This window comes from Mycobacterium sp. NGS22 (genome assembly GCF_059813095.1).
In genome coordinates, this window is record NZ_JCALDY010000007.1 from 73,545 (window position 1) to 97,164 (window position 23,620).

At 64.2% G+C, this 23,620-nt stretch carries 24 protein-coding genes, 1 tRNA gene and 1 pseudogene; 17 read left to right on the top strand and 9 right to left on the bottom strand.

All coding sequences use genetic code 11. The annotated features are described in order from the left end of the window. Positions 1-82: 82 nt before the first annotated feature. Positions 83-1,156 (top strand): rolling circle replication-associated protein, encoded by a 1,074-nt coding sequence (locus AC5Y47_RS08585; protein WP_499943497.1) that lies wholly within the window; start codon positions 83-85, stop codon positions 1,154-1,156. 29 nt (positions 1,157-1,185) lie between these two features. Here the strand turns inward: AC5Y47_RS08585 and AC5Y47_RS08590 are convergent, their stop codons facing one another. Next, on the bottom strand, positions 1,186-2,445 hold the full coding sequence (locus AC5Y47_RS08590; RefSeq protein WP_499943498.1) for a hypothetical protein: 1,260 nt from the start codon (positions 2,443-2,445) through the stop codon (positions 1,186-1,188). Positions 2,446-2,736: 291 nt separating this feature from the next. On the opposite strand from AC5Y47_RS08590, the gene AC5Y47_RS08595 reads away from it, so the two are divergent. From AC5Y47_RS08595 to AC5Y47_RS08610, 4 genes and pseudogenes are all read left to right on the top strand, one after another. After that, positions 2,737-3,042: a hypothetical protein gene (locus tag AC5Y47_RS08595; protein ID WP_499943499.1), complete on the top strand. Its 306-nt coding sequence runs from the start codon at positions 2,737-2,739 to the stop codon at positions 3,040-3,042. 118 nt (positions 3,043-3,160) lie between these two features. Next, positions 3,161-3,664: a helix-turn-helix domain-containing protein gene (locus AC5Y47_RS08600; protein ID WP_499943500.1), complete on the top strand. Its 504-nt coding sequence runs from the start codon at positions 3,161-3,163 to the stop codon at positions 3,662-3,664. A gap of 29 nt (positions 3,665-3,693) precedes the next feature. Next, positions 3,694-4,293, top strand: a complete 600-nt coding sequence (locus AC5Y47_RS08605) for a PIN domain-containing protein (RefSeq protein WP_499943501.1) — start codon at positions 3,694-3,696, stop codon at positions 4,291-4,293. Next, a pseudogene (locus AC5Y47_RS08610) lies at positions 4,293-4,382 on the top strand (site-specific integrase); the annotation flags it as partial. The gene AC5Y47_RS08605 and the pseudogene AC5Y47_RS08610, both read left to right, overlap by 1 nt. 64 nt (positions 4,383-4,446) lie before the next feature. On the opposite strand, the gene AC5Y47_RS08615 reads toward AC5Y47_RS08610, so the two are convergent. Beyond that, the gene (locus tag AC5Y47_RS08615) at positions 4,447-4,869 is read right to left on the bottom strand and encodes a hypothetical protein (protein ID WP_499943502.1); all 423 of its coding nucleotides are present in this window, start codon (positions 4,867-4,869) and stop codon (positions 4,447-4,449) included. 110 nt (positions 4,870-4,979) lie between these two features. On the opposite strand from AC5Y47_RS08615, the gene AC5Y47_RS08620 reads away from it, so the two are divergent. Next, the gene (locus AC5Y47_RS08620) at positions 4,980-5,396 is read left to right on the top strand and encodes a hypothetical protein (RefSeq protein ID WP_499943503.1); all 417 of its coding nucleotides are present in this window, start codon (positions 4,980-4,982) and stop codon (positions 5,394-5,396) included. A gap of 60 nt (positions 5,397-5,456) precedes the next feature. Next, the gene (locus tag AC5Y47_RS08625) at positions 5,457-6,155 is read left to right on the top strand and encodes a hypothetical protein (RefSeq protein ID WP_499943504.1); all 699 of its coding nucleotides are present in this window, start codon (positions 5,457-5,459) and stop codon (positions 6,153-6,155) included. 22 nt (positions 6,156-6,177) lie between these two features. On the opposite strand, the gene AC5Y47_RS08630 is transcribed toward AC5Y47_RS08625, so the two are convergent. Continuing rightward, positions 6,178-6,684, bottom strand: coding sequence for a uracil-DNA glycosylase family protein (locus AC5Y47_RS08630; protein WP_499943505.1), 507 nt, complete (start codon positions 6,682-6,684; stop codon positions 6,178-6,180). A 187-nt stretch (positions 6,685-6,871) separates the two neighbouring features. Here AC5Y47_RS08630 and AC5Y47_RS08635 point away from each other — a divergent pair, with 187 nt between their 5' ends. After that, the gene (locus AC5Y47_RS08635; protein ID WP_499943506.1) at positions 6,872-7,552 is read left to right on the top strand and encodes a DUF8548 family protein; all 681 of its coding nucleotides are present in this window, start codon (positions 6,872-6,874) and stop codon (positions 7,550-7,552) included. A gap of 12 nt (positions 7,553-7,564) precedes the next feature. On the opposite strand, the gene AC5Y47_RS08640 is transcribed toward AC5Y47_RS08635, so the two are convergent. Genes AC5Y47_RS08640 through AC5Y47_RS08650 form a run of 3 tightly spaced genes read right to left on the bottom strand, consistent with a single transcriptional unit; the run spans position 7,565 to position 10,907 of the window. Next, complete coding sequence (locus AC5Y47_RS08640; protein WP_499943507.1) at positions 7,565-8,047, bottom strand: hypothetical protein; 483 nt, start codon at positions 8,045-8,047, stop codon at positions 7,565-7,567. Then, complete coding sequence (locus AC5Y47_RS08645) at positions 8,044-8,448, bottom strand: hypothetical protein (protein ID WP_499943508.1); 405 nt, start codon at positions 8,446-8,448, stop codon at positions 8,044-8,046. The genes AC5Y47_RS08640 and AC5Y47_RS08645 overlap by 4 nt, the downstream gene beginning before the upstream one ends. Continuing rightward, the gene (locus AC5Y47_RS08650) at positions 8,445-10,907 is read right to left on the bottom strand and encodes an AAA family ATPase (RefSeq protein WP_499943509.1); all 2,463 of its coding nucleotides are present in this window, start codon (positions 10,905-10,907) and stop codon (positions 8,445-8,447) included. The genes AC5Y47_RS08645 and AC5Y47_RS08650 overlap by 4 nt, the downstream gene beginning before the upstream one ends. A 163-nt stretch (positions 10,908-11,070) precedes the next feature. On the opposite strand from AC5Y47_RS08650, the gene AC5Y47_RS08655 reads away from it, so the two are divergent. Together AC5Y47_RS08655 and AC5Y47_RS08660 are read left to right on the top strand one after the other, a co-directional pair. Then, on the top strand, positions 11,071-11,568 hold the full coding sequence (locus AC5Y47_RS08655) for a DUF4365 domain-containing protein (protein WP_499943510.1): 498 nt from the start codon (positions 11,071-11,073) through the stop codon (positions 11,566-11,568). Continuing rightward, positions 11,565-12,698 carry a hypothetical protein gene (locus AC5Y47_RS08660; protein ID WP_499943511.1) on the top strand — a complete coding sequence of 378 codons (1,134 nt, stop codon included), beginning with the start codon at positions 11,565-11,567 and terminating at the stop codon, positions 12,696-12,698. Before AC5Y47_RS08655 ends, AC5Y47_RS08660 begins: the two co-directional genes overlap by 4 nt. A gap of 18 nt (positions 12,699-12,716) precedes the next feature. Here the strand turns inward: AC5Y47_RS08660 and AC5Y47_RS08665 are convergent, their stop codons facing one another. Beyond that, positions 12,717-13,526, bottom strand: a complete 810-nt coding sequence (locus AC5Y47_RS08665; protein ID WP_499943512.1) for a TIGR02391 family protein — start codon at positions 13,524-13,526, stop codon at positions 12,717-12,719. Positions 13,527-13,648: 122 nt separating this feature from the next. Between AC5Y47_RS08665 and AC5Y47_RS08670 the strand changes: the two genes are divergently transcribed. Both AC5Y47_RS08670 and AC5Y47_RS08675 read left to right on the top strand, forming a co-directional pair. Then, complete coding sequence (locus tag AC5Y47_RS08670) at positions 13,649-18,625, top strand: DEAD/DEAH box helicase (protein ID WP_499943513.1); 4,977 nt, start codon at positions 13,649-13,651, stop codon at positions 18,623-18,625. A 35-nt stretch (positions 18,626-18,660) separates the two neighbouring features. Continuing rightward, the gene (locus AC5Y47_RS08675) at positions 18,661-18,786 is read left to right on the top strand and encodes a hypothetical protein (RefSeq protein ID WP_499943514.1); all 126 of its coding nucleotides are present in this window, start codon (positions 18,661-18,663) and stop codon (positions 18,784-18,786) included. A gap of 89 nt (positions 18,787-18,875) precedes the next feature. Here AC5Y47_RS08675 and AC5Y47_RS08680 read toward each other — a convergent pair whose 3' ends face one another. After that, complete coding sequence (locus tag AC5Y47_RS08680; RefSeq protein ID WP_499943515.1) at positions 18,876-19,304, bottom strand: NUDIX hydrolase; 429 nt, start codon at positions 19,302-19,304, stop codon at positions 18,876-18,878. A 94-nt stretch (positions 19,305-19,398) separates the two neighbouring features. Here AC5Y47_RS08680 and AC5Y47_RS08685 point away from each other — a divergent pair, with 94 nt between their 5' ends. The 5 genes from AC5Y47_RS08685 (at position 19,399) to AC5Y47_RS08705 (ending at position 23,471) form a co-directional block, all read left to right on the top strand. After that, positions 19,399-20,178: a GntR family transcriptional regulator gene (locus AC5Y47_RS08685; protein WP_499943516.1), complete on the top strand. Its 780-nt coding sequence runs from the start codon at positions 19,399-19,401 to the stop codon at positions 20,176-20,178. Positions 20,179-20,276: 98 nt separating this feature from the next. Then, complete coding sequence (locus tag AC5Y47_RS08690) at positions 20,277-20,699, top strand: plasmid replication, integration and excision activator (RefSeq protein WP_499943517.1); 423 nt, start codon at positions 20,277-20,279, stop codon at positions 20,697-20,699. Further along, a complete protein-coding gene (locus tag AC5Y47_RS08695; protein WP_499943518.1) occupies positions 20,696-22,018 on the top strand; it encodes an FtsK/SpoIIIE domain-containing protein in 1,323 nt (440 codons plus the stop codon). Before AC5Y47_RS08690 ends, AC5Y47_RS08695 begins: the two co-directional genes overlap by 4 nt. 80 nt (positions 22,019-22,098) lie before the next feature. Further along, the gene (locus tag AC5Y47_RS08700) at positions 22,099-22,335 is read left to right on the top strand and encodes a helix-turn-helix transcriptional regulator (RefSeq protein ID WP_499943519.1); all 237 of its coding nucleotides are present in this window, start codon (positions 22,099-22,101) and stop codon (positions 22,333-22,335) included. Beyond that, positions 22,335-23,471 carry a site-specific integrase gene (locus AC5Y47_RS08705; RefSeq protein ID WP_499943520.1) on the top strand — a complete coding sequence of 379 codons (1,137 nt, stop codon included), beginning with the start codon at positions 22,335-22,337 and terminating at the stop codon, positions 23,469-23,471. Before AC5Y47_RS08700 ends, AC5Y47_RS08705 begins: the two co-directional genes overlap by 1 nt. Positions 23,472-23,527: 56 nt before the next feature. Here the strand turns inward: AC5Y47_RS08705 and AC5Y47_RS08710 are convergent. Continuing rightward, positions 23,528-23,604 (bottom strand) — tRNA-Phe (locus AC5Y47_RS08710). Positions 23,605-23,620: the final 16 nt, after the last annotated feature.

Genomic DNA, 23,620 nt, shown 5'->3' on the forward strand with positions numbered 1-23,620 from the left:
GGCACGGTGGGCTTGCGGTCCTGGCAGTCGAGGCACCGAACCTGAATCGGGACGTTTTCGCATCACCGTCGGTCCTGGCCTCGTGCGGCTCGGGTGGACCAATCCCGTCCGCGCAGACAAAGCCTCTGAGCGGACCGTTGGTCATCACCAACGTGACGTCGACGATGCCAAGCTGCGAATCAGCGACGATCTCGCCCGTACAGGCGTGAACGATGATCAGGCCGTCGTGTCTTTGACACGACGGAGTCCTACGGGAAGCGACCAGTACGGCACGGGCGGTGTCATCACCGAATGGTCCCGGAAGTCACGGTCGTCGATGTGCCGCACCTTCGCCGAACTCGACTACACCCCGCTGGTTGAATCAGGTCGCGTGCCAGCCATGGTGACACTCACCTACCCCGGCGACTGGGAAGCCATTGCTCCCGACGGGTCCAGCGTGAAGCGGCACATGGTGTTGTGGCGCAAGCGCTTTCAGCGAGAATACGGCGAACCAGCGCGCTACATCTGGAAGCTGGAGTTCCAGCGCCGCGGCGCTCCACATATTCACTTGTGGATGGCACCGCCGATCTCGCCTGGACGATCCGGCCGCGGCTTCGCACAGTGGTTGTCCGAAACGTGGGCTCAGGTCGTCGACCACCCCGACGCCGAGCAGAAGGCGCGGCACCGGCTCGCGGGCACCGCCATCGACGTCCGCAACGGGCTGAAATCCTGCGACCCGAAACGCCTCGCGATCTACTTCACCAAGCACTCATCACCAAACCTAAACGGCAACAAGGAATACCAGCACATTGTGCCGGAACTCTGGCGGCAACCGGGCCGCGGCCCTGGCAGATTCTGGGGCGTGTACGGACTCAAGAAAGCCATCACAGTCGTGGAGGTAGCACAGGACGCGTACCTCGCTGCGCGCAGAATCGTGCGGCGGTGGTCGCGTAGCCAGGCGGTGTACGGCGATTCGAGGAGCCGCTTTCCCACTGCCGTGGTGCCGCGCACTGCTATTCGCGTAGTTCCCCGCGCCAACCGCAATACCGGCACGGTGACCCACCGGCGGGTCCACCGACGACGAACGCTCTGCAATCAGGGCGGCTTGGCCGGCGGATATGCACTCGTAAATGACGGTCCGGCATTCGCCGTCAAGCTTGCGCTCGCAATAACGTAGGCGGCTACTTCGTATTCGCCGCGCGATATCTACTTCCGGCGTAAAAATGTCTGGACGACGCCTTTCAGTTCAGCGGTCTTGTACTTGGTGGCACCGGTCAGATCGATTGCTCTGTCCTTCGCCGCGTCGGCCAGATCCGCGGCCTTGTCCTTGGCCGTCGCGGCGCCTTCTGTTCCTGTTGCACGCATTTTGTCCACGGCTTCGCCCACGGCCTGCCGCCACCGCTTCTCGTCGTTGGTCTGCGCGCCGGACTCGATGCCGAAGCGGTCGCGAAATGTCACGACACCCGTCGCGATCTCTTTGCTCGACCGCACGGCAGCTGGCGCGTCGCGCGGATTGAGCAGCACTTTGGAGTTCGCGTTGCGGATCGTCTCATTCATTTGGGTCAGTAATCGGGCGGTGCTGCTCGAGATGAGGTCCAACCGCTTCTGACGGGCCTTGGCAAGGCCTAGCCGGTGGCTGTCGAGATCCTTGGGCGCGGAGTCGAGCACACGATCAAGCTCCAGCATGGCCACGCCATCCTGCAGGTGAAAGCAGCGCGCTAGCACCGCTAGCCATTCACGTACCGCGGGCTCTGCCTCCTCAGCTGCCTTGGCGATCTTGCCCGGGTTGCCGTTCGTCTCCAATTTCCCGGCGATGGCGTCAAGTTGGCGTATCGCGTAAGCCTGTGTTTCTGCGAGTACCGAGGAACTTAACTGGACCTTTGACCAGGTAATCTCCGAGACCCGCCCGACCTGTTCACGGACAGTCAGCGCTTCCTCAATTACTAGGTCGACGCCGATAATCCTGGCGAAAACCGCGTCTTTCTGGTTGCGCAGGATGTTATCGACCTTGGCGTTGATCTCCTGGAGATACTCAACGATCTGGTCCATCTGCTGCTGCATCGCCTGCTGCTGCATCATCGCCGACAGCGCGGACAGCGCTAACGGACCACTAAGCAGCTTCGTCGGGGCCTGAGCGATCTGAAGCCATTGCTTGACCTCACCAGGCTTCCCGATCATCGCGTGACTGACACCGGGGGTCTTGGTCGCCATCAGCCCGTACTGCTTGACAGCCCGCGCCGACTCGGCAGTCAGCTTGACCCAGCGTCCCGAGTTCGCGGCAACCTCCGAACCGACTCGCAGTGCCATCCCGCTTGTGCCAGCGAACTGCGAAAGCCGGCGGACATCCAACTCTTTCGATGGCGCCGCGCTGAGGCCTTGGTCGACTAGGAAGCGCTCTACATCGGCCGAGTTACCGATTACGGCCAAACCGTCGCCATCGGAAACAAGCTCGATCTCGTTGCCCATCATTTCTCCGTCGAATCGAAGCCATCGATCGGGCCTCTCGGCTCGCTTTGTTAGACGCTACCGGCGAGGCCTGACAGCCCGCGAACGATCGAGGCCACCCCGCCGGCATCGTTGCGCGGCAGCATTCTGAAAAGGCGCAAATTCGCTGTCCACGGAACCCAGCGCAGCGCCTGTGAAATTGTATTCGTTCGGGTGTGGCGATAAGGTGAATACGGATCTTAGGGTTCAAAGATGGCCCCTCAACCACATTCCGGTCCATCAGGACGACGACCGCCAGCCTGGCAACATTGGGTGCTCAACGCGCTGCACGGCTTCGATAGGCGCACCATCGACGACTGGGCAGCGCTTATGAACAACGACCTCCAACGGTCCGGCGGTGCCTCCCCAATGCAGACAGCTCAATACACCGTCGATGCGCTGCTTTACGTGGACAGGCTCCGCTCGGCTACCGCAATGCTTGCTTCACACGGCAATCCTGCAGGGCGCCACCAACTGGCTGATGTCGCTCTCGACTTGAAGTCCGCTGTCGACGGCTTGTGTGAAGCACGAGACCAACTACTGAAAGCTGCTGGCGCCGAACGGGTTACCGACGATTAGTGTCGGGAAATCGACATTGCAGATGGAGAGCCCAACGCCTGCCGCCATTTTTCGTAATTTTCGTAACTATGATACGATTAGTCTCGTCCCGAGGGTGAGATGAAAGGAAGTGAGACCCATGAGCACCGCCTCCGCGGAGATTGTCAGCCCGGTTCCGGCCGATGCCAATGGGCTTGCCGATGTCCTGAGCTTCATCGAGGCGCACGAAGCCCGTCACGGGACCTCTCCTGAGCCTGCCTTCTTCCTGTCCGGAGCGAGCGAACACGATCGCGTCGAACTGACCGAACAGCTTCACGAGATCCTCAAGCGTGCCGTCCATGCCCTCAGCCACGGCCAGTCGATCAGCATCCTGACCCGCGACCAGGAAATCTCCACCCAGCAGGCCGCCGAGATCCTCGGCCTGAGCCGCCCCACTGTAGTTCGCCTCATCGAAGACGGCGAGTTGCAAGCGCACGTGCCCGGCGCAGTCCGGCGCAAGCTCCGGCTTACCGATGTCCTTGCCTACCGCGAGGAGCTTCGTGCCCGGCGCAACCGGTTCATTACAGAGAGCTCGGCGGAGTTCGCGGATGCCGACACCGACGAGGTTGCCGAGTTGCTCGCCGAGGCGAAACGCAAGCGTTGACCGTCCGCGGGGTTTGAAAGACTCCCTACGTGTATCGCGCTGTCCTCGACACCTGTGCCCTAGTGCCGAACCTTCAGCGTGACTTCCTGTTGCAGCTTGCCGCCGAGGGGGCTTACGCGCCCGTGTGGGGGTCTGGGATCCTATTCGAACTGGACTATGTACTCGCCGGCCTGCACAAGAAGCGCGGGATCAGTGATAGCGCGAGCCGCCGTCAGCACCTTTTCGATCAGCTCAGGGGTGCGTTCCCGGGCTCGGAGGTCCAAGCCCCTAAAGACCGTGAATACAACTACCGGCTCAACGATCCCGATGATGGCCACGTCGCCCACGCCGCAATCATCGGCAAAGCCGATGCCATCGTCACCGACGATGGACGTGCCGGGTTCAGCACAGCACGCGTACTCGTGGAGGCGGACATCGAGACTGTGCACTCACATCAGTTCGCCGCCAACACTGTGTCGGCGCACCCGCGTGCGGGCGTCCGCGCGTTGCGAGAGATGTCGAATCGCCGAACCAACCCGCCGCAGACCCCGGAACAGATCCTTGAACTGCTGGTGGCACGACATAGCATGACCGAGGTTGCCGAGATCCTGATGCCGCTGCTGGCGGAGGACACTCAGCGTCCCGGCTGACCAACCTCGATCAACGTCACGCGACTGAAATTCACACACCTAAGACCGGACAAGAACCGGATGAATCAAACTACCGACCGAGTGCATGACCCGTGTCTATGCAGCTAGAACATGGTGGCCAGAGCCGAGATCGAAGCGGGTGCGAACTCAAACTCAACCCGGTCCGAGGTGCTCGCGGACAACCGCGAGGTCCCGTGCGCGGTCACGGGCGATCCGCTTCGACTTCACGGTGAAGGCGGACTTCTCGATCACGATGAGCCGCATCCCATGTTCGGGGATCTCGGTGCCCTTGCGTTCGTCGTAGCGGCGGCGTTGCTCGCCGCGACCGACCCCGGATACGGTCTGTCGCCGGTCAAAGAACGCCACCGCTTCTGAGTGCTGCTCCTCCTGGAACTCCACGACCAGCCCCAGGCTTGGCCAGTACCCGTCAACGGGGAGCTCCATACCGCGCGGTCGCGATGGTGACGGGTCTCCGCGCAGCCAGTCGAACCGCTGCTGGCGCCGTCCCCGAATCCCAAGGACCTCGTCGCACAAGTCTAGGACGTAGTGCTCGTCGGAGTCGGCGCGGCGGGCCATGGTGCGATCGTCTCACCGGTACTCGCCCGGCTTGCCCACGCCCTGTGGATCACCCCGCCGCGCGCCGCTTACTGGCTGAGTCCGGGGCACGGCGACTAATCTCGCTGTGCATGAACTTCGTCGTTGCTCGCCGGTTGGAGAAGTGGCCGAACGCCGAGTCCCGCGCCGAAGCCGCCCACATGCTGGACAGTGGTGCCTCTCTGGCCGAGGTTCTGCGCCGCTACCCCGACGCGGTGCCCAACCGGTGGAGGGGCAAACCCGTCGAACCGGCCCGCCGCGTGATCTACGCGTACTACGCGCTGCTGCAGGAGATCCAGGGTGAACCCGACGTCGACCCAGTCGACGCCGCAACGGTAGAAAAAATCATCCAGGATGAGGGCATCGCGCTGGCCTGCATCCGCAGCGGCAGCGCGCTGACTCGGTATAGGAACGAGTGGCCGCCGTTGGCCTGGTACCGCAGCCAGGCTCCGGACAGCTGGAGGAGCGAGTACAAGGTCCTGCTGAGCGCGGGCTCACGAGAAAACTGACGTCGCACGGAAGCAGTGGTGCGCCCAGCCGCGCATGACGTCTCGGATTACGGTGTGCTGATGCGGTGGTACGCGCGCCCCGAGACAAGCGGCGCACGGCTGAACGTCGCGCCTCAGCTCGACTCCTGGGACCGGGCTGACAATCGCAGCCAGGTGCAGCTGGGGAAGTTCCTGGACGAAGTGGACACGCTGCTCGTGGCGTCGAGGGTCGATTGCCCGTGGGCCTTGCGGCTCGACGTCGCCTTGGCACCGCACCTGGACCTCCTGGACAAGCGGGACCTCGACAACTACGCGAAGCCGCTAGCCTCCCGTCTGACCGATGGCAGGCTCATGTCGGTCTGGTGCACCAAGCGCAGCGGTGGGCACTCCGCTGTGCGGATCGAGGCAGCGCGCGAGGTTCCCGCACCATCGATCGGTGTTCTGCACGCTACGACGACCGCCTCCTGGGACGGACCCGCGGCGAAGGAGCAGATCCGCTGGGCAATAGTGGATGCCCCGGAGCTGCCGGATGGACCAGTCAGGCTCGAACTCGCCTTCACCGTCGGGCCTAGCAGGAACTGGCTGAACCTCTGGAAGCCGACCATCGACTCACTGGGTGCCCTCCTCGGCCATGAACACCCGTTTCGCCCGTGGAACCCCCGCGACGGCAGGATCACCGAGCTGGGCATGCACCTCGACATCGATCCGTCGCTCCGATACGAAGTCCTCCTCGGCATCGCAGCTCGACCCGCCGTGGCGGCGCCTCCGGAAGCCCGGTAGTCCGTGTGACTGCCCACCGCTGCTACCCGGCCTCGAACCCCCACGTGATCGCGCAGGCGAGACTCGGTGAGTAGTACGCGCGGTAGGCCGTCTTCCTGAACCGCAGCGAGCCAGGGTGCTCCGGGAACAGCAGGTAGGGCGGCGCCGGCGTCCGGTTGCGTGGCTTAGCGAATGGCCATGGCAGACGGTGCGCATCTGGGTACCGCGCCGTGAGCACCTTCTCCGCGTCGCTGCCGAGGCCGATGATCAGCCGCGGCCCGACGACGTCCAGCTCCTCGTGGAGGAAGTGCAGGCAATTGTCGATCTCGTGCGGATGCGATCGCCGGTCGTCGACGGGGTGGCAGTGCACCACGTTCGTGATGAACAGTTCGCCCTTGTCCCGGCTGGCGATCTCCAGAGCCCGGTCGATGTAGATCCCGCTGCCGCCGGTGAACGGGATCCCCGACGCCATGCACTTGCGGCACAAGGATTGCCCAACGATGGCGACGGGTGCGTGCGCCGATCCGTATCCCGGTGCTGAAGCGGTCACGCCCGGCTCGTTCATCCCCGGGCACTGCCGGCACGTGCTAATCCGGTTTGCGATGAGGTCCAGCCGCCGCCGTCTTTTGTCAGTCGCCATGGCGCGATCGTCTCACCGGTGACCGACACCGCAAGGTCGATCGCGGAAAGTCTCCCGTTCCGCCACCGTGTCACAGGCCTATGCGACGCTTGCGCGCATGCCCCACACCGCAGAACAACTGCAATCCCTCGTCACCGCCTGCGAACAGTTCCGCGGCTCCGAGGCGCCGGACGGCTACCCGAACAGCCTGGCGCTCTGCGTGATCGACAGCGTCCAATCAACCGGGGTGAGGTACCCGAGCGTAGGGAAGGTGGTCACCCGCTACCGCGCCTACCGCCGCGGCCGCGGCGGCGAGCCGAACACCGACGGCACGCCGGAGTTGCTGGCCACGTTCACGGAGACCGGCGGCCCGGACGGGTGGGCGTCGGACATCGGCAACGGGCACCGCACCTCCACCCGCGTCGGGGCGCCGCTCAAGGCCGCAGCGATCCGCGACGTCGCCGAGGTGCTCACCGCCGAGGGGGTCACCACCGCTGCGAATCTGCGCGACGTGGCCGGCGACGAGGGTGGCTTCGCCGCGCTGCGCAAGCAGTGGTGCGGCGTCGTAGGCCAGCGGAGTGGGATCACATGGCGTTACGCGGGGATGCTCGCCGGGACGCCGGGTGTGAAGCCCGATCGCATGATCTGTCGGTTCGTGGCGGACTCACTGGCGCTGCGCCGGACCAGTGTGGGCGCGGAGTTCGCCTACGGAATAGTGACGGCCGCGGCGGCTGAGCTGAACATGTCTTCGACCGCCCTCGACCATGCGATATGGCGGTTCCAGCGGGGACGAAAGTAGACCGGTCCCCTCTCACCCGGCCGGCAGGATCTCCATCACGTCCCACCGGTCCTTCCACTCGGCGATGCGGGCCACCGGGATCGCGTGGTGGGTGCTCGCGTCATTCTTGACGCGGTGGCCGCCCGAGTTTGCGAGGTACTTGGTGTGCGCTGTGTGGATATCGTTCTCCATCCACCACTGCGGCACGATGTAGAACTCCGGGTATGCCTTTCCGAGGTCGACGAGCACCCAGTATTTCGTCTCGACCTCGGGTGCCCTCCGCTTCTTGCCGCGCTTCGTGCTCGTCTGCCATGTACCGGCCGTCTTCGACTTGACCTGGATGCTGATCACGCGGTCGTGGTTGGCGTCGCTGGCCAGCAGGTCGATGTCGTGCATGTTCCCGGAGAACGTCACGGCGTAGCCACCGCGCCGGTGGATCTCGGCAGCGACGAAATGCTCCCCAGCGGAGCCGACCTGCTGGGTTGTGAGCTTGGGACGTTTGAACGCGGCGATCACGGGTTGACCGTATCGCCAGGCGCGGAACCTGGCGACGATTCGGACATTCCGCCGAGGCAGGCCCGCTCGACCGCAGCACACTGCGCCCGCACCTCCGGTACCGTCGGCGACAGCTGGTACGCGTGGTGGTGACAGAAGCCGCTCAACTGGTGCCAGGCGTCGATGAGCGCCGGACCCGCCGGTGTGTTGTCGAGCGACTTGAGCACCGCCAGTCTCGCCCTCGCGGTCCCGACAACTACCTGGACTCCTGTCAGCTCTGCGCAACGGGCGTCGATCAGGTCCTCCACTGCGCGCCGCGCGAGGAACGCCGCCAACCGGGCGGAGTTGCCCAACGCGGTGCGGTCCGGCGAGTCGAGGAGTTTGTCGGCCCGTGCGAGCAGGACCTGGGCATCACTGGTCACCGGCCCTCCACGATGTCGCGGACGGTGTCGCGGAGATCGCGGATGCTGCCGCGGTCCAGCTTGGCCCCGCGATGGGTACCCGACGCGGAAATCGCCAGTGTCGGGAACCTGTGCGTCCGATAGGACTTCCAACCAGACACGTCCCCATCGGCAGCTCCGGTAACGGTGAGCGCCACCCTCCGCTGGGTGGTCTTCGCCTCCTCCCACGCGGTGTCGGTCTCGTGGTACGGAACGCCGGCCTTCGCGCGTTCGCCGAAGTAGCGCTGGTGTGCGGCGGCTTCGATCGCCATCCGGAACAGGCCTGGTGCCGCCTTCCGCTTGATCAGGTCGTCGATGTCGTCGTCGAGGATGAGGGCCTCGGCGTCAGCGATATACCGGTCTGCGGGTAACTCGTTCGCCTTCACCACGACCAGCGACCCCTGCTCGCGGGTGACGTCGAGCAACTGTGCCGGCACCGATCGTGCGCGGATCGCAGCCGGCAACCGGTCGTCGTGCGAGAACACGATCACCTGCCGCGTCTTACCGAGCTCGACAAGCACGTCGAGGAACCCCGCAATCTTGGCGGGGTCCATCGCTTGGATCGGGTCGTCAAGCACCAGGAAGCGGAATGGGCTCGCGGGCGTGGTGGCACGCGGGATGAACATGGCGAGCGCCAATGCGTGCAGCTCGCCTTGGCTCATCACGGTCAGCGCGCCGGTCGACACCCCGTCCACAGCGCCGTCGACGACGACGTGGCGGCGGTTGGCCACTCCCTCGAGGCTGATGCTGCCGATGTCGACGTTGCTCTCGTGCCGCATTCGCTCCCAAAACTCACCGGTCTGTTCCACCATCGGCGCCAGGCGCCGCTCCCGCAGCGTGTCGGCGGCTCCGCGCAAGCACTTCAACGCCCGCTTGACCTGCTCAAGGCTGGCGTCGTCCTTGCGCGCCGCGGTCTCCAGCTCGACCCAGGAGACGATCGCACCAGCGATGGGCGCCCACGCGTCCTCCAGACTGTTCGCGCGCTCCGCGGCTTCCTTGCGCAGCGCCGCGGCCGCCTCGTCGAGTTCCAGTGCGGCCAGCTCGACGTGGCCGGGCCGGTCGGCGAAGGAGTTCGGTGCGGTGCGCGCGCTCTTCAACGCCGCGTCGAACGGCGCCAGCGCGGCCAGGTCAACTCCCTCGACCGCGGCGACACCACCGACCTCTCCGAAGAAGTCATCGGCCGCCGAGCGGGCCTGCTTCAGTCGCTGCGCCAGGGCCTGGTGCTTCGCGGTGCTCGCTTCGGCGACCCTCAGGCGTTCCTCGGCCGCGGTGCGCCAGGCGCCATCGAGAGTCCCGGTCTCGCACACCGGGCAGGCCCCGTCTCCGGTGTCGGCATGCAGGTGCAGCGCGTCGCGCAACAGTGCCGCCCGTGAGGTGAGGGCCTTCACCGCGGAGTCCGCCTCGGCCGCGTGCGCGTCGATGGCCGCGCGCAGCTCATCGGCGACCTCTGTGGCCTTGGCCAGCTGCGGGACCTCGATCGCCGCGATCCGACGCAGCTTCGCGATGATGGCGGCCTGGTCGGTCGCCGTGCCTAGCGTTGTCGCCTTGATCGCGTCGAGGTCGTAGGGCACCCGCGCGGTGAGCTTCTTCACCTGTTCCGCGCGAGTGTCGGCGACCTCGCTCAGGGAGTTACGCAGGCGGATACGGGCGTCGTTCGCGGTCTTGCGAGCCCCACCGAGACGCTTCTCGGCGTCCTTCAGTCGGCCCTCGGCCGCGGCGGCGTCGTCGAGCCCGAGCAGCGAGTCGAGCGCGTCGTACAACGCGGCTTGCCCCTCCTCGAAGACCCCGCCGAGTTCGTCGTACGACATCAACGGCCGGTGAGTCTTGAGCGCCTGATCCCAGCCGAGTGCGGCAACGGTCTCTTGCTTCTGTCCCTTGATCTGCGACCACCGTTCGGCCGCGTTCAGCTTGCAGCCCGGCGGCCAGTCCACACCGACGGTGGCGACGGTGCCGGTGCGGTCGTCGTCGGGTTCCATCGCGAAGTCGACCTTGATGGATGCCGGTTCGCCGGCATGCAGGTTCCGCCACGACGCCTGCCAGTGCTGCCCTTTCTTGGCCTCCCACCGGTAGCTGGTGCCGGTGAGCGCGTACTCCAGCGCCTCGGCGAAGCTGGACTTGCCGGAGCCGTTGCGGCCGCTGATCACTGTGATCCCGCGGTAGGGGTTCACCTCTAAGGTGGCGCGCCCGCCTATGCCGCGGAACCCCGACACCGTGATGGAACGGAGGAAAGCGCGCAGCGGCGGCGGAGCGCCGGTCGTCTCGGCCCTCGGCTGCTCCGGTGGCGGTGCGTCCCCACCGAGCTGATCGGCGAACTCGTCGTCTCCCCGCATCGCCGCGGCGACGAGGTAGACGGTCTCGTCGGCAACCGCCTCGTTGTCGGCCAGTAGCTCCCAGACCTCCGCCTCGACCGAGCCGCCGAGCCCCGCAGCGTCCACTGTCACGCCCCCTCACAACCGGATGTGCACACGCAGCTTTGCACACAGGCATGACAGAGCCGGTGGACAGGACTGCCGCCCAGCGGTTAGGCGGCCAGAAAGATCACAGATCCAGCACAATCAATGCTGGCAACATCCGTGCGTCACGGTGTCGACCTAGCCTGACGCCGTGGCGGGGGCACAGTCCATCAAGTCGGCGGACCAGATTGGTCGTCTCGGTGTCATGTACTTGCGGTCCCTCCTCGCGCAGGCCGGCGTCGCGCATGCCGAGACATCCAGCGGCGAGGACCACCTGGCGGTCGACATGACGCTGGAGTTCATCGCTGGCGGTGTCCGGGTCCAGATCAAGACCGGCACTAAGGCGACGAACAAGGACGGCAACCTCACCGTGCCGGTGACCGAAGCCTGGAAAACGAAGTGGTCGACAGCTCACGTTCCGGTGTTCCTGGTGTACGTCCGCCTGGAGAAGTCGACGCCGACCGAGTGGATTGAGCACCCTGACCGGCACACCGTTGTCCACGCGCGAGCGCTGTGGGCCCGGGTGAACTCGGTGAAGGGCAAGAGTGTCAGACTGCCAGCGCACAATCGGCTCACTGCCGAGACCTTCGCAACGTGGGCCGGCGAGTTCGACCAGCCGAGTGAGTGGGGAAAGGCGGCGAGCGCGTGACCTTAACAGCGCATGACCGTGTCGTCCGCTACCTCGCCGCGACTGGCTGGCTACCGCCCGATGAGATCGGCGAAGTCGGGGGCCTGTGGCGCCACCCGACGTCACAGCACCTGTTGCCGGTACCGAACGAGTTGGTCGAGGGTGGCATCGACTGGCAAGTGATCGCGGAGCGCGTCGGGATGCTCGAAGGTGCAACCGCCGCCGATGTGGTAGTGCGGCTCGGCGGCGAAGCGGTAGACATCGCCAATCTGCGTGCGGCCAAGGACCTCGTCATCCGCGACACAATTCCCTACGCCGCGGGCGTTACCCTCGTGCAGTCGAGCTGGACGATGCTGCGGTCCTCGGCAACGACTGCTCTGGGACAGCGGGCGCTGATCCGCAACTACAGCAAGTCCGGCGACAAGCTGATCGCCTCCGCGCGGATGGCTCATACGCGAAAGGGATCGTTCATCATCCCGATCGTGTTGCCGCTCAGCGAGCCGACCCCCGCCAAGAAGCAGGAACCACCGACTCTGCCGGACATGGGCATCACCACAGTGCCGGAGCCTCCCGAGCGGCGTGTCATGCGCACCTTCGCCGAAGCGCTCGCGACGTTGGACAGGGAGGTCCTTCAGCCGGAGCGTGAGCCCCGTGCCAGTGTCGACCCGGACCTGATCCGTTCAGGCGTCAGCCACCAGTTCGTGGCCGCCCTGCACCGGGTGCTCACCGAAGAGTCCGTCGAAGAGTTCAGCGCGGCCTTCGAGTGGACACCATTGGGTGGACCCGCCCCGAAGGGTGTCTCTGCGGTGTCGGTGCCTGCCACGGCGAGTGAGCGCATCGGGAACGTGGCCCGACGTCTGAAATCGCGGACCACGCCGCGAGTGGCGGAGCAGTTCGTCGGACCGATCCAGGGTGTTCACCGTGACCATGACGCCGACACTGGGAGGGTGACGGTGGAGATCGCCCGCAAGGGCCGGACCACCAGCGTTTCCGTCAACGTGTCCCCCCAGGTACTGGACGAGGCGTGGCAGTGGGCGCGCGAGCGCAAGACAGTCGTAGTCAACAGCCGGGTGCACAGCACCCGCGAGGGATTGCAGGCCGTTACTCAGGACGCCGTCGCCCCGCTCATGTTGGACGCTCCAACCGGCTGATCGTCACCGGCGTGGGCTTCAGCGCGCCGCGTTGGTACGTGCCGCGTCCAAGCGACGGTGGATCATCGACAAGGTTCCCAGTACGTCGAGCGCGTCCTGCTCGGACACCTCCCAGACCAGCCGTGGCTCGTGAGCGGCTGGGTTCCGAAACGCGGCGAAGATTCCTTCAGCCAGGAGCGCGACACCTTGCTGCTCGTTGCGTTCGGTGACTGTCGTGCACGCGGTCAACAGCACGCGCGGCGACTTGCCTCCCAGTGCCGCCTGCACTAACGCTCGCCCATCCTCATCAACCCCGGACTTCTCTCGCAGCCGGGCACCGAGTCCCTTGACCGCCTCGAACACGGCTTCGTAGTGGTCCTTCCGCAACAGCTCCTCCCGGCAGTGGCGTATGACCTCCGGGTGTGCGCGGCGCTCCTCCAACAACTTGCGCAACCGCTCGCTTCGGGCAGACGCTTCGGACGCGGTGGTGGCGGTCTTCGCAGAGCCGATGCGCCCGTCGTCGCGGACACGGTAGCCCGACAGCGACAGCACCTGCGTCAGCTCGTCACGAGCCACTGCGGCCTTGGGTTGGCGATCCCAGACCATGTCGGGTTTCATCGCCGTGGTGATGACGGCCAGGATCGGGCGGCCATCCCCCTGCGAGTACTGCTTCTCCTGCATGCTGGCGGCGAGGCGCTTCCACTTCGTCTGGCCCTCGCCAAGAGGGTCCGGCATCCCCACCGACGCGAGGATCCGTGTCAGCTCGGGTCCGGTGTACAGCTCGCCGATGATCCTGGCGATGTTCTCGATCGAGCCGTGGCCGAATGGTGCAATGGTGCTGGCTGCCATCGGGGCAGGCTATCGCCGCGGGCCGACAGAACTCACGACACGCGTACCCCCTTGATCCCTTAGTCTCGGCCGCCTCCGCAGCCTAGGCTCTTTGACGCACGCGCCGATAGGTAGGGGGAACAATGGGTTCGATCCACGAGGTTATGGACGCGTTCCGTCAAGCGCCATCGAACTCGGAACGCGGGACCAAGTTCGAGAAGCTCATGGTCCGCTACTTCGACCTCGATCCGCTGCTGTCGCAGCAGTACGGTGAAGTGTGGCGTTGGATAGATTGGCCTGGCCGGAAAGGTAAGCCCGACACAGGAATTGATCTCGTTGCTCGGGAACGTGACAGTGGTGAGTACACGGCGATCCAGTGCAAGTTCTACGAGCCAACGCACACGCTGCGCAAAGAGGACATCGACTCGTTTTTCACCGCGTCGGGTAAGAACCCGTTCAACAATCGGATCATCATCTCGACAACCGACCGGTGGGGAAAGAACGCCGAGGACGCCCTCGAGGATCAGACGATTCCTGTGCAGCGGATCGGCCTGGCGGAGATCGCTGACTCGCCGATCGACTGGGACATCGCCTGGGTAGACGGCGACCTCCAGATCGACGTCTCCGAGGCGACCCGTCACGAGCCGCGTCAGCACCAGGCCACCGCGATCGACAAGGTGTTCGCGGGTTTTGCGGCCGGCAACGACCGCGGCAAGCTGATCATGGCGTGCGGCACCGGCAAGACGTTCACCGCGCTGAAGATCGCCGAGCGCACCGCAACTGAAAACAGTGGCAGCGCAAGGATTCTGTTCGCGGTCCCGTCGATCTCCCTGCTGAGCCAGACGCTGCGGGAGTGGACGGCGCAAACACAGTTGGACCTGCGTGCATTCGCTGTCTGCTCGGATACGAAGGTGTCCCGCGCGGCGGAGGACATCAACACCTACGACGTGGCGATTCCAGTGACCACGAACGCGGCGACGCTGGCACACGAGATGGCGCACCGCAAGCGCGCCAAGGGCCTGACGGTGGTGTTCACGACCTACCAGTCGCTGTCCGTCATCGCGGATGCGCAGAAGTTGGGTGTAGCGCCGTTCGATCTGGTGATCTGCGACGAGGCGCACCGCACCACCGGCGTCACGCTTGAGGGCGCCGACGAATCGAACTTTGTGCGGGTCCACGACGCCGACTACCTGCACGCCGACCGTCGCCTCTACATGACGGCGACACCTCGCATCTACGACGAGACCGTGAAGGCGAAGGCGGACGAGCATTCCGCCGAGATCACCTCTATGGATGACGACACGAAGTACGGCCCTGAGTTCCATCGCTTGTCCTTCGGAGAGGCCGTGGAGCGGGGCTTGCTCACCGACTACAAGGTCCTCGTGCTCACCGTGGACGAGGAGATGGTCGCGGCGCCCCTACAGGAGCAGCTGGCGGGCGGGGAAGGGGAGCTGCGGCTCGACGACGCCACCAAGATCGTGGGCTGCTGGAACGGTCTGGCCAAGCGCGCTGGAAAGACCCCGGACGGTCAGGGTTTCGCACCAGGCGAGCCCCCGATGCGCCGGGCTGTGGCGTTCGCGAAGGATATCGCCGCGTCGAAGCAGGTCGCCGAGTTGTTCCCGAAAGTCGTTGACGCGTACCGGGAGATGCTCACCGACAGCCAGGACGACGGCATCGACATCAACACCACGAACCTGGACCTCGCCGTGCAGGTGCGCCACGTCGACGGCACCTACAACGCATTGGAGCGGAACCGCGAATTGCAGTGGCTCAAGGCCCCGCTGCCCGAGAACGAGTGCCGCATACTGTCGAACGCGCGGTGTCTGTCGGAGGGCGTGGACGTGCCCGCTCTGGACGCGGTGATGTTCCTACACCCCCGCAACAGCGTCGTCGACGTCGTGCAGTCCGTGGGCCGGGTGATGCGCAAGGCTGACGGAAAGGACTACGGGTACATCATCTTGCCGGTGGCAGTCCCGGCCGGGATCTCGCCGTCACAGGCCCTCGGCGACAACCGCCGCTTCAAAGTGGTGTGGCAGGTCCTCAACGCTCTCCGCGCGCACGACGATCGGTTCAACGCGATGGTGAACTCGATCGCCCTCAATGCCGTGAACCCCGGCGCCGACACAGGCCACGGTTCGGATCGGCTGCTCGGCGGTCACATCGGACCGACCATCGACAACCCCGAGACGTTCGCCGCCGAGGGATCGACATCCATGACGGGTGGCGGCACCGAGCCCGTCGACCCCGCCACGGGCGTCGTCGAAGGCGGTAGTACTGGTGGCGGTGAGCTGGCGCAGCAAATGGCACTGTTCTCGCTGTCGGAGTGGCAGGAGGCGATCTACACCCGCATCGTCGACAAGGTCGGGACGCGGACGTACTGGGAGGATTGGGCGAAAGACGTCGCGGACATCGCCGCGGCCCTGACTGCCCGGATCAAGGTCCTGATCGACGGAGCCGACCCAGCGGTAACTGAGGCGTTTGCCAAGTTCCACAAGGGTCTTCAGGACAACCTCAACGACTCCATCACCCGTGACGACGCGATCTCGATGCTCGCCCAGCACCTGATCACGGCACCGGTCTTCGATGCTTTATTCGCAGGCCACGAGTTCGCGGTACACAATCCGGTGTCGAAGACGATGCAGGCGATGGTCGACCAGCTCGGCGGGGCCGGTTTGGAGGCCGAGACCGAGCACCTCGAAGGCTTCTACGACTCGGTGCGGATCCGCGCCTCGGAGGTCACCACCGCAGACGGCAAGCAGCAGGTGATCGCGGAGCTGTACGAGAAATTCTTCAAAGTCGGCTTCGCGAAACAGGCTGAAGCACTGGGCATCGTGTACACGCCGGTCGAGATCGTCGACTTCATCCTGCGCGCAGCCGATCACGCCTCGCGCCAGGCCTTCGGCCGAGGTCTCACCGACGAGGCCGTGCACGTCCTCGACCCTTTCACTGGTACGGGCACGTTCATCACTCGGCTCATGCAGTCGGGCCTGGTCCGCCCGGAAGACTTGGCCCGGAAGTACGCTAGCGAGCTACATGCGAACGAAATCATGCTGCTCGCGTACTACATCGCCGCGGTGAACGTTGAGACCACTTACCACGCTCTGACCAAGACCGAGTACAGCCCGTTCGAGGGCATTGTCCTGACGGACACTTTCCAGATGACCGAAGACGATGACTCGATGGACACGGAGATGTTCCCGCAGAACAACTCTCGGATCGTCAAGCAGCTCGCCGCGCCGATCCATGTGATCGTCGGGAACCCGCCCTATTCGGTGGGGCAGACCTCGGCGAACGATATTAACGCCAACCTGGCCTACCCGACGCTCGACAAACGGATCGCCGAGACGTACGCGAAGAGGTCGACGGCTACCAGCCAGCGCACGCTGTACGACTCCTACCTGCGGGCGTTCCGGTGGGCCACGGATCGCGTCGGTGACCACGGCGTCGTCGCGTTCGTCTCCAACGGCGGGTGGATCGACGGCAACACAGCCGACGGCATCCGCCTGTCCTTGGCCGACGAGTACAGCCGGGTCTACGTCTACAACCTGCGGGGGAACCAGCGCACATCTGGCGAACTGTCGCGCAGGGAGGGCGGCAAGGTCTTCGGCTCTGGCAGTCGGAACACCGTTGCCATCTTCATCGGTGTTAAGAACCCCTCCAGCACCGCACCGTGCGAGGTCCACTATTTGGACATCGGCGACTACCTGTCCCGCGAACAGAAACTGGAGATCGTCGCGGCTGGGCGGATTGAATCCCTTGAGTGGCAATTGATCACGCCGAACGAGCACGGCGACTGGATCAGCCAACGCAGCGGTGAATTTTCCTCGTGGCCGATGATCGGTGACAAGTCCGGTGGGCTGGCAGTCTTCGGCAGCTACTCACTCGGACTCGCCACAGGCCGCGATTCATGGTGCTACAACTACTCGCGCACGGTGGTTGAGGCGAATGTGCGGCGGATGGTCGACTTCTACAACGGCCAAGTCCTCGGGTTCGAGACTTATTGCGAGCGAAACCGGATCACTGACCGGAAAGCTGCGGTGGACAAGTTCATCGACAACGACCCCACGATGATCAGTTGGAATCGCAACGCCAAACAGGATCTCGCGAGCGGAAAGCGCTACACCTACGAATCTCAGTCACTGATCAGTGGCTCGTACCGGCCGTTCCAGTCCCAGCACGTGTATTTCAATCGGCAACTGAACGCGATGCTCTACCAACTGCCATCGATGTTCCCGACGCCGAATCACAAGAACTTCGGCATCCTGCTGACCGGCCCAGCGTCGCACTTCGAGTTCACACCGTTCATCACGGACCTTCTGCCGAACCTGCATTTGCTTGACACGGGTCAGTTCTTTCCGCGCTGGACCTACCAGAAAGTCGAATCTGGCTTCGGCACAATTGAGTTCGACACCCCGTCAGGCGAGGTCGACGATTATGGCTATCGCCGCGTCGACAACATTACCGACACCATCCGCGCCCTGTACCAAGAGGCGATCGGTGACCAGATCACTAAGGACGACATCTTCTTCTACGTCTACGGACTGCTGCATGACCCCGCCTACCGCGAGACGTACGCCGCGGACTTGAAGAAGATGCTGCCGCACATCCCAACTCCCGACTCCCGGAAGCGATTCGAGCAGCTTGCAGTGGCGGGCCGGGCGCTGTCCGACCTGCACATCGGCTACGAGTCCGTGGAGCCCTACCCAGTCACCGTGGAGCTCAAGCCGGGCGCTGACCCGGACAGCCACGACACTTGGCGGGTATCGAAACTGAAGTGGGCCAAGCGCAAGGATCCGGAAACAAGCAAGAACGTCGATGACCACACGACCTTGATCTACAACGCGAAAGTTACGATCAGCGGCATCCCGGAGAACGCGGACCGGTACATGCTTGGACCACGCTCCGCGCTGGCGTGGATCATAGACCGGTACCAGGTCAAGACCGACAAGTCGACCGGCATCACAAACGATCCTAACGACTGGTGCGACGAGCATGACGACCCGAAATACATCGTCGATCTGATCGCCAAGGTGACGACCGTCGCGGTGGAGACGATGAAGATCGTCGACGGGCTCGCGAAACCGGATAGGAGCCGACGACTGGGCTACGTTTCGGATTAAGGCTTGTTATCGGTCCACCGCGATAGCTTCCAGCCATGGTGACCTACATGTTGAGCGAGTCCAGCGAGGACTGGGTGCTCTACGACAATGAAGGCGGAACCGCGCTATTGCTCGGCGATCTCAATACCGTGCTGCTCGACGCGGCAAAAAGAGATGCGTGAGAACGGCGATTCCGTACACGGCGGGTGGAACGTCATGCGCGACACCAAAGTGCAGATACTGCGGGTCCTCCCAAGTTAGGCACGAGCTGTCACACGCGCAGGAGATTCACACCATCATGCGCCCGCGACTGCGGCACATCCTCGAATGCGTCCAGAACACGCGTGCCGAACGCGGGAACCATCGCCACCTGCACTTCTTCCTTTGTCATCCAACGGATTTCACAAGCCTCCTCAGTGGCGTGGGGCTCACCACCGGTTGGCCTGCAGCGATACACCAACGCGACGATTCCGTGGGTCAAGTTCTTGTAGACGCCTGTGAGACGCTCGACGGTGACCTCAAGGCCGGTTTCTTCGAGCACCTCACGCCGAACGCCGGCCTCGAACGACTCGTCGAGTTCCAGGACTCCCCCCGGCGCCTCCCAGTGGCCGTTGTCTTCGCGCTTGATCACCAGGACGCGGCCATCGTCGCGGACCACGATGCCGGCGACGCTGACCGAGTGCTTCGGTGTGGCTGCCATGCGCAAGACTCCTCTGCGGCCGACTCGATGTAGTGACAGGGGACGTGTCGTTTCCCTAGACTAGTCGCCTAGACATGCACGGGAAGGCTCTCAGGTGCTGCAACTTGGCCAGATTGACCGGGCAGACGATAAGCCGCCATATCGGCAGATCGCCAGCATGTTGCGTGACGCCATCATCTCTGGCCAGCTAGAAGCTGGCGGACGCCTGCCCTCCGAGGCCGAGTTAATCGAGCATTTCGGGGTCGCGCGGATGACAGTCCGCCAGGCAGTGCAAGAACTGCGCACCGAAGGCCTGGTGATCTCCGAGCACGGCCGCGGCGTATTCGTGCGACCCGCTCCCCCAATTCGGCGACTCGCATCCGATCGCTTCGCCCGGCAACATCGCGCCAACGGCAAAGCGGCATTCACCGTCGAAGCGGAGAAGTCCGGCTACACACCTCAAGTCGACAACATCACCGTTTCCCGTGAGAGGCCGGATTCGGTTGTGGCCGAACGGCTTCGACTGACTGCAGATGACGAAGTGGTGGTTCGGTCCCGACGTTACCTCGCCGACGGCAAGCCGGTCGAAACGGCAACCTCATACATTCCTGTCGCATTCGCCAAGGGCACCAAGATCGAACAGACCGACACGGGGCCAGGTGGCATCTACGCGCGCCTTGAAGAGGCTGGCCACAGCCTCGCGCGGTTCACCGAGGAGGTCGGCGCCCGAATGCCCACTCCCGAAGAACGCCGTGCCTTGCAGCTCCCGCCAGGGGCGCCTGTTCTCACCGTGGTTCGGACTGCCTATGACACCAAGGACGTGGCCGTTGAAGTGTGCGACACCGTAAAGGTGGCATCGGCCTACCTGCTGGAATACGACTTCTCAGCGCGCTGAACGTCGCGAAACGACCAAATGAGTCAGAACGCTTGACTTACTCCTCTAGACGACTAGGTTAAGTAGTTATCTAGTCCAATCGCTCGAAAGGTTCCGCAATGTCGATCCCCAAATGGCTCCAGATCGGTCACGACCAGGTGTTTTCCCTCGGCGCGTTCCTCGTATCCGAGGTGACGCCCATGATCGACTTCGACAAGTCCTCCGGCGAGAACCGCGTCCAAGCGAGGGATCGCGATACCGGCTTGCCGATGTGGCAGGTCGAAGTGCTTGACGGTGACCCGGCGGCACCGAAGCGCAGTCGGACGGTGACGGTGAAGTTCGCTGCACCGACGCAGCCGTCTGCGCCCGCCAAACCCAGTGGGACACCCTTCACCCCAGTGGTTTTCGACGGGCTCATGGCGCTGCCGTACGTTGAGCGGTCGGGCGACTTCTCCCGGATCGCCTGGTCGTTTCGAGCCTCTGGTATGAGGGCCCCAGGCAAGCCATCGGCCAGCGCAACGGCCAGCCGGGAATCGGCATGAATCCCGATCCGTACGCACCACTCGATCCCGACACCCCGTTCCGGCTCGACCACGTCCTGAATTTCTTGACCAGTCTCGGCCTCTGGGTGGCGATCGTCGTAGGAGTCAGCGCCGCCGCCCTCATCTCCTGGCGACTGCACTCTCCCGAGACGTACGAGGAACGATTCGCAACACCGACCCAACTTCTACGCTGGCGACTCTGGGCTTACGTCTCCTGGCACAGGCTCTGCAAGCGCTGCGGCCTATCCGCCTCCGAGCAGATCACTCGCCGCAACAAAGAAGGCCAGCAGGTCACCTCCACCCGCTGGTTTCATCCAAAGCTGTTGAGAACAGACGTGTCTCACACCACCCTGCGGCTCATAGTACGGACAAGGATGGGACAGACTGTGGAAGACCTGGAGCGGGCCGTTCCTGCCATCCGTGACGCTGCTGGTGCACATTCGGCGCGGGCGGTTGTCGTCTCGCCCGGGACGTTGCGAATCGAGCTTGTCATGCGAGAGCAGTTGTCGACGGTAGGTCACGCAGCGCCGACAACGGCGGTCGCAGCAACATGCATCAAGCTCGGGCGACGCGAGGACGGTTCCGCCTGGACGCTCCCACTGAGCGGACGACACACCCTCACCGTGGGCTGCTCAGGCTCAGGCAAAGGTTCCCTCTTCTGGGGCATCGCCTGCGGCCTCGGCCCTGCTGTGGCCGCCGGGTTTGTTCATCTGATCGGAATTGACCTGAAGTACGGCATCGAGTTGTCGACCGGCGCAGGGCTATTCGCCAAGATTGCCACCACAGAGGCCGACGCCGTCCAAACCCTTGCTGGGCTGGAGAAGCTGATGGACAAGCGCGGCCACGAGATGGCGGGCAACACACGCGAACACAGGCCGACCACGGCCTCACCCCTCCTCGTGCTGCTGATCGACGAGCTGGCCGGGATAACCGCGTACATGAGCGACCCAGCCCTTCGCAAAGAAGCCGCCGCCTCGTTGTCACGGATCCTCACCAAAGGTCGAGCGCTGGGAATCGTGGTCGCCGCGTTCCTGCAGGACCCTCGCAAGGAAGTGCTGCCTATGCGAGGACTGTTCACGCAGACCGTCGCGCTTCGACTGCGTTCCCGCGACGAAGTCACGATGGTCCTCGGCGATGGGCTGGCCGACAAGGCTCCGGCACACCGAATCAGCCCCGACAGACCGGGTACCGGCTACGTCATCGCCGAGGACGGCCACGCGACGAAGGTCCGATCCGACTTCTGGTCCGACGATCAGATCCGCATCACTGCAAGGCAATACGGGAAATCAAGGACCACCGGAGGGCGGAGCAGTGAATGACTGGTCCATTTCCGAATCAGCTAACGGGTTGCCCCGCAGCCGCACGCGGTACGAGTCAATCCACGCAGCGAGGTGACGCCATGGTGATTCACGGCCTCCGGGAGGCCCTCGTCGCTAGCGGCAATTTCCCAGAACTGCTTACCGCCGACCAGGTTTCAGCGCTCCTAGGCGTTTCTGCCGCGACACTCAACCGCTGGGCCGCACTCCGCGAAACCACCGGTGAACAGATCGGCCCACCCTGCTACACCCTGTCCGAGCGGGTACGCCGCTGGGACTGCGCAGAAGTCCGATCCTGGCTGAAGCAGGTGCGCCGGTAATGGCCGGCAACACCCCTCGCGGCATTCGAAAGCGCCTCAACGCAGCCGGCCAACCCCGATACCAAGTCCGCTACCTGATCCGTGATCCGGACGCTCCATCGGGCTGGGTCGAAACGTCGGCCACCTTTCCGACCCTGCGCGAGGCGAAGGCGTTCAAATCCGAACGTGACAACGAAGCCGCGCTCGGTGCACGTCGATTCGACCCACGCCTCGGACGTACGCCGCTGAACCGGATCTGGACGCAGTTCTCCGATTCCAAAAAGCCCGCGGTGTCGCCGAAGACCTGGAGCGGATACGTCCAACACTGGGAACTGCGAATCGCCCCCCGGTTTGGTCACATCCCCGTCGACGAAATCACCCGCGCCGACGTCCAGTCGTTCGTTGGCGGCCTGACGGTTGGCCCGTGGGCAAAGGTTTCCACGCTGCGTCTCATGCGCTCGATTCTCGACGTCGCCCACCAAGACGGCCGCATTCACCGCAACCCCGCCCTCGGCGTCTCAGCGGGCCGCATTCCCGAGCGGGATCGTCATCGCTACCTGACCGCACACGAGGTCCAGAAACTGGCCGATGCCTGCGGAGACCAGGGCGACGTCGTGACCATCCTCGCCTACACGGGCCTGCGCTGGTCCGAACTCGTCGGCCTCCGCGTCAAGGACATCAACCTTGCCGCCCGACGCCTCTTCGTCCGGCGGGCCGCACCCGAGGTTGAAGGCCGAATTGTCATCGGTCCTCCGAAGACCCGCGCTGGCATCCGAACCATCCCGCTCCCGCAAGTCGTGGTCGACATCCTCGCCCGGCGCATCAGCGGCCGCGCTCCGGACGAATCAGCGGTCACCTCATCCAACGGAACAATGCTGCGATCCAACAACTGGCGCCGCCATACGCACTGGAATCAAGCCCTTGAGAAGACCGACCTGGCTCCGCTAACTATCCATGAGCTACGCCACACGTATGCCAGCCTGGCCCGTAAATCGGGGGCAGACCTGCGCTATGTCCAGAAAACAATGGGTCATTCCACGCCCACCGTCACCGCGAATATTTATAGCGATCTCTACGCCGACGAACTAGACCAAGTGGCAACCAACCTCGATCACCTTCACACGACTGAGATTTCCGCACCAACGACCGGACAATAACCGGACGAATCAAACCATCCACCGAGTGCATAATCCGTGTACAAGCAGGTCAAACCTGGTGGCCAGGGGCGGGATCGAACCGCCGACCTTCCGCTTTTCAGGCGGACGCTCGTACCGACTGAGCTACCTGGCCGGAAGCCGGCAGGCAG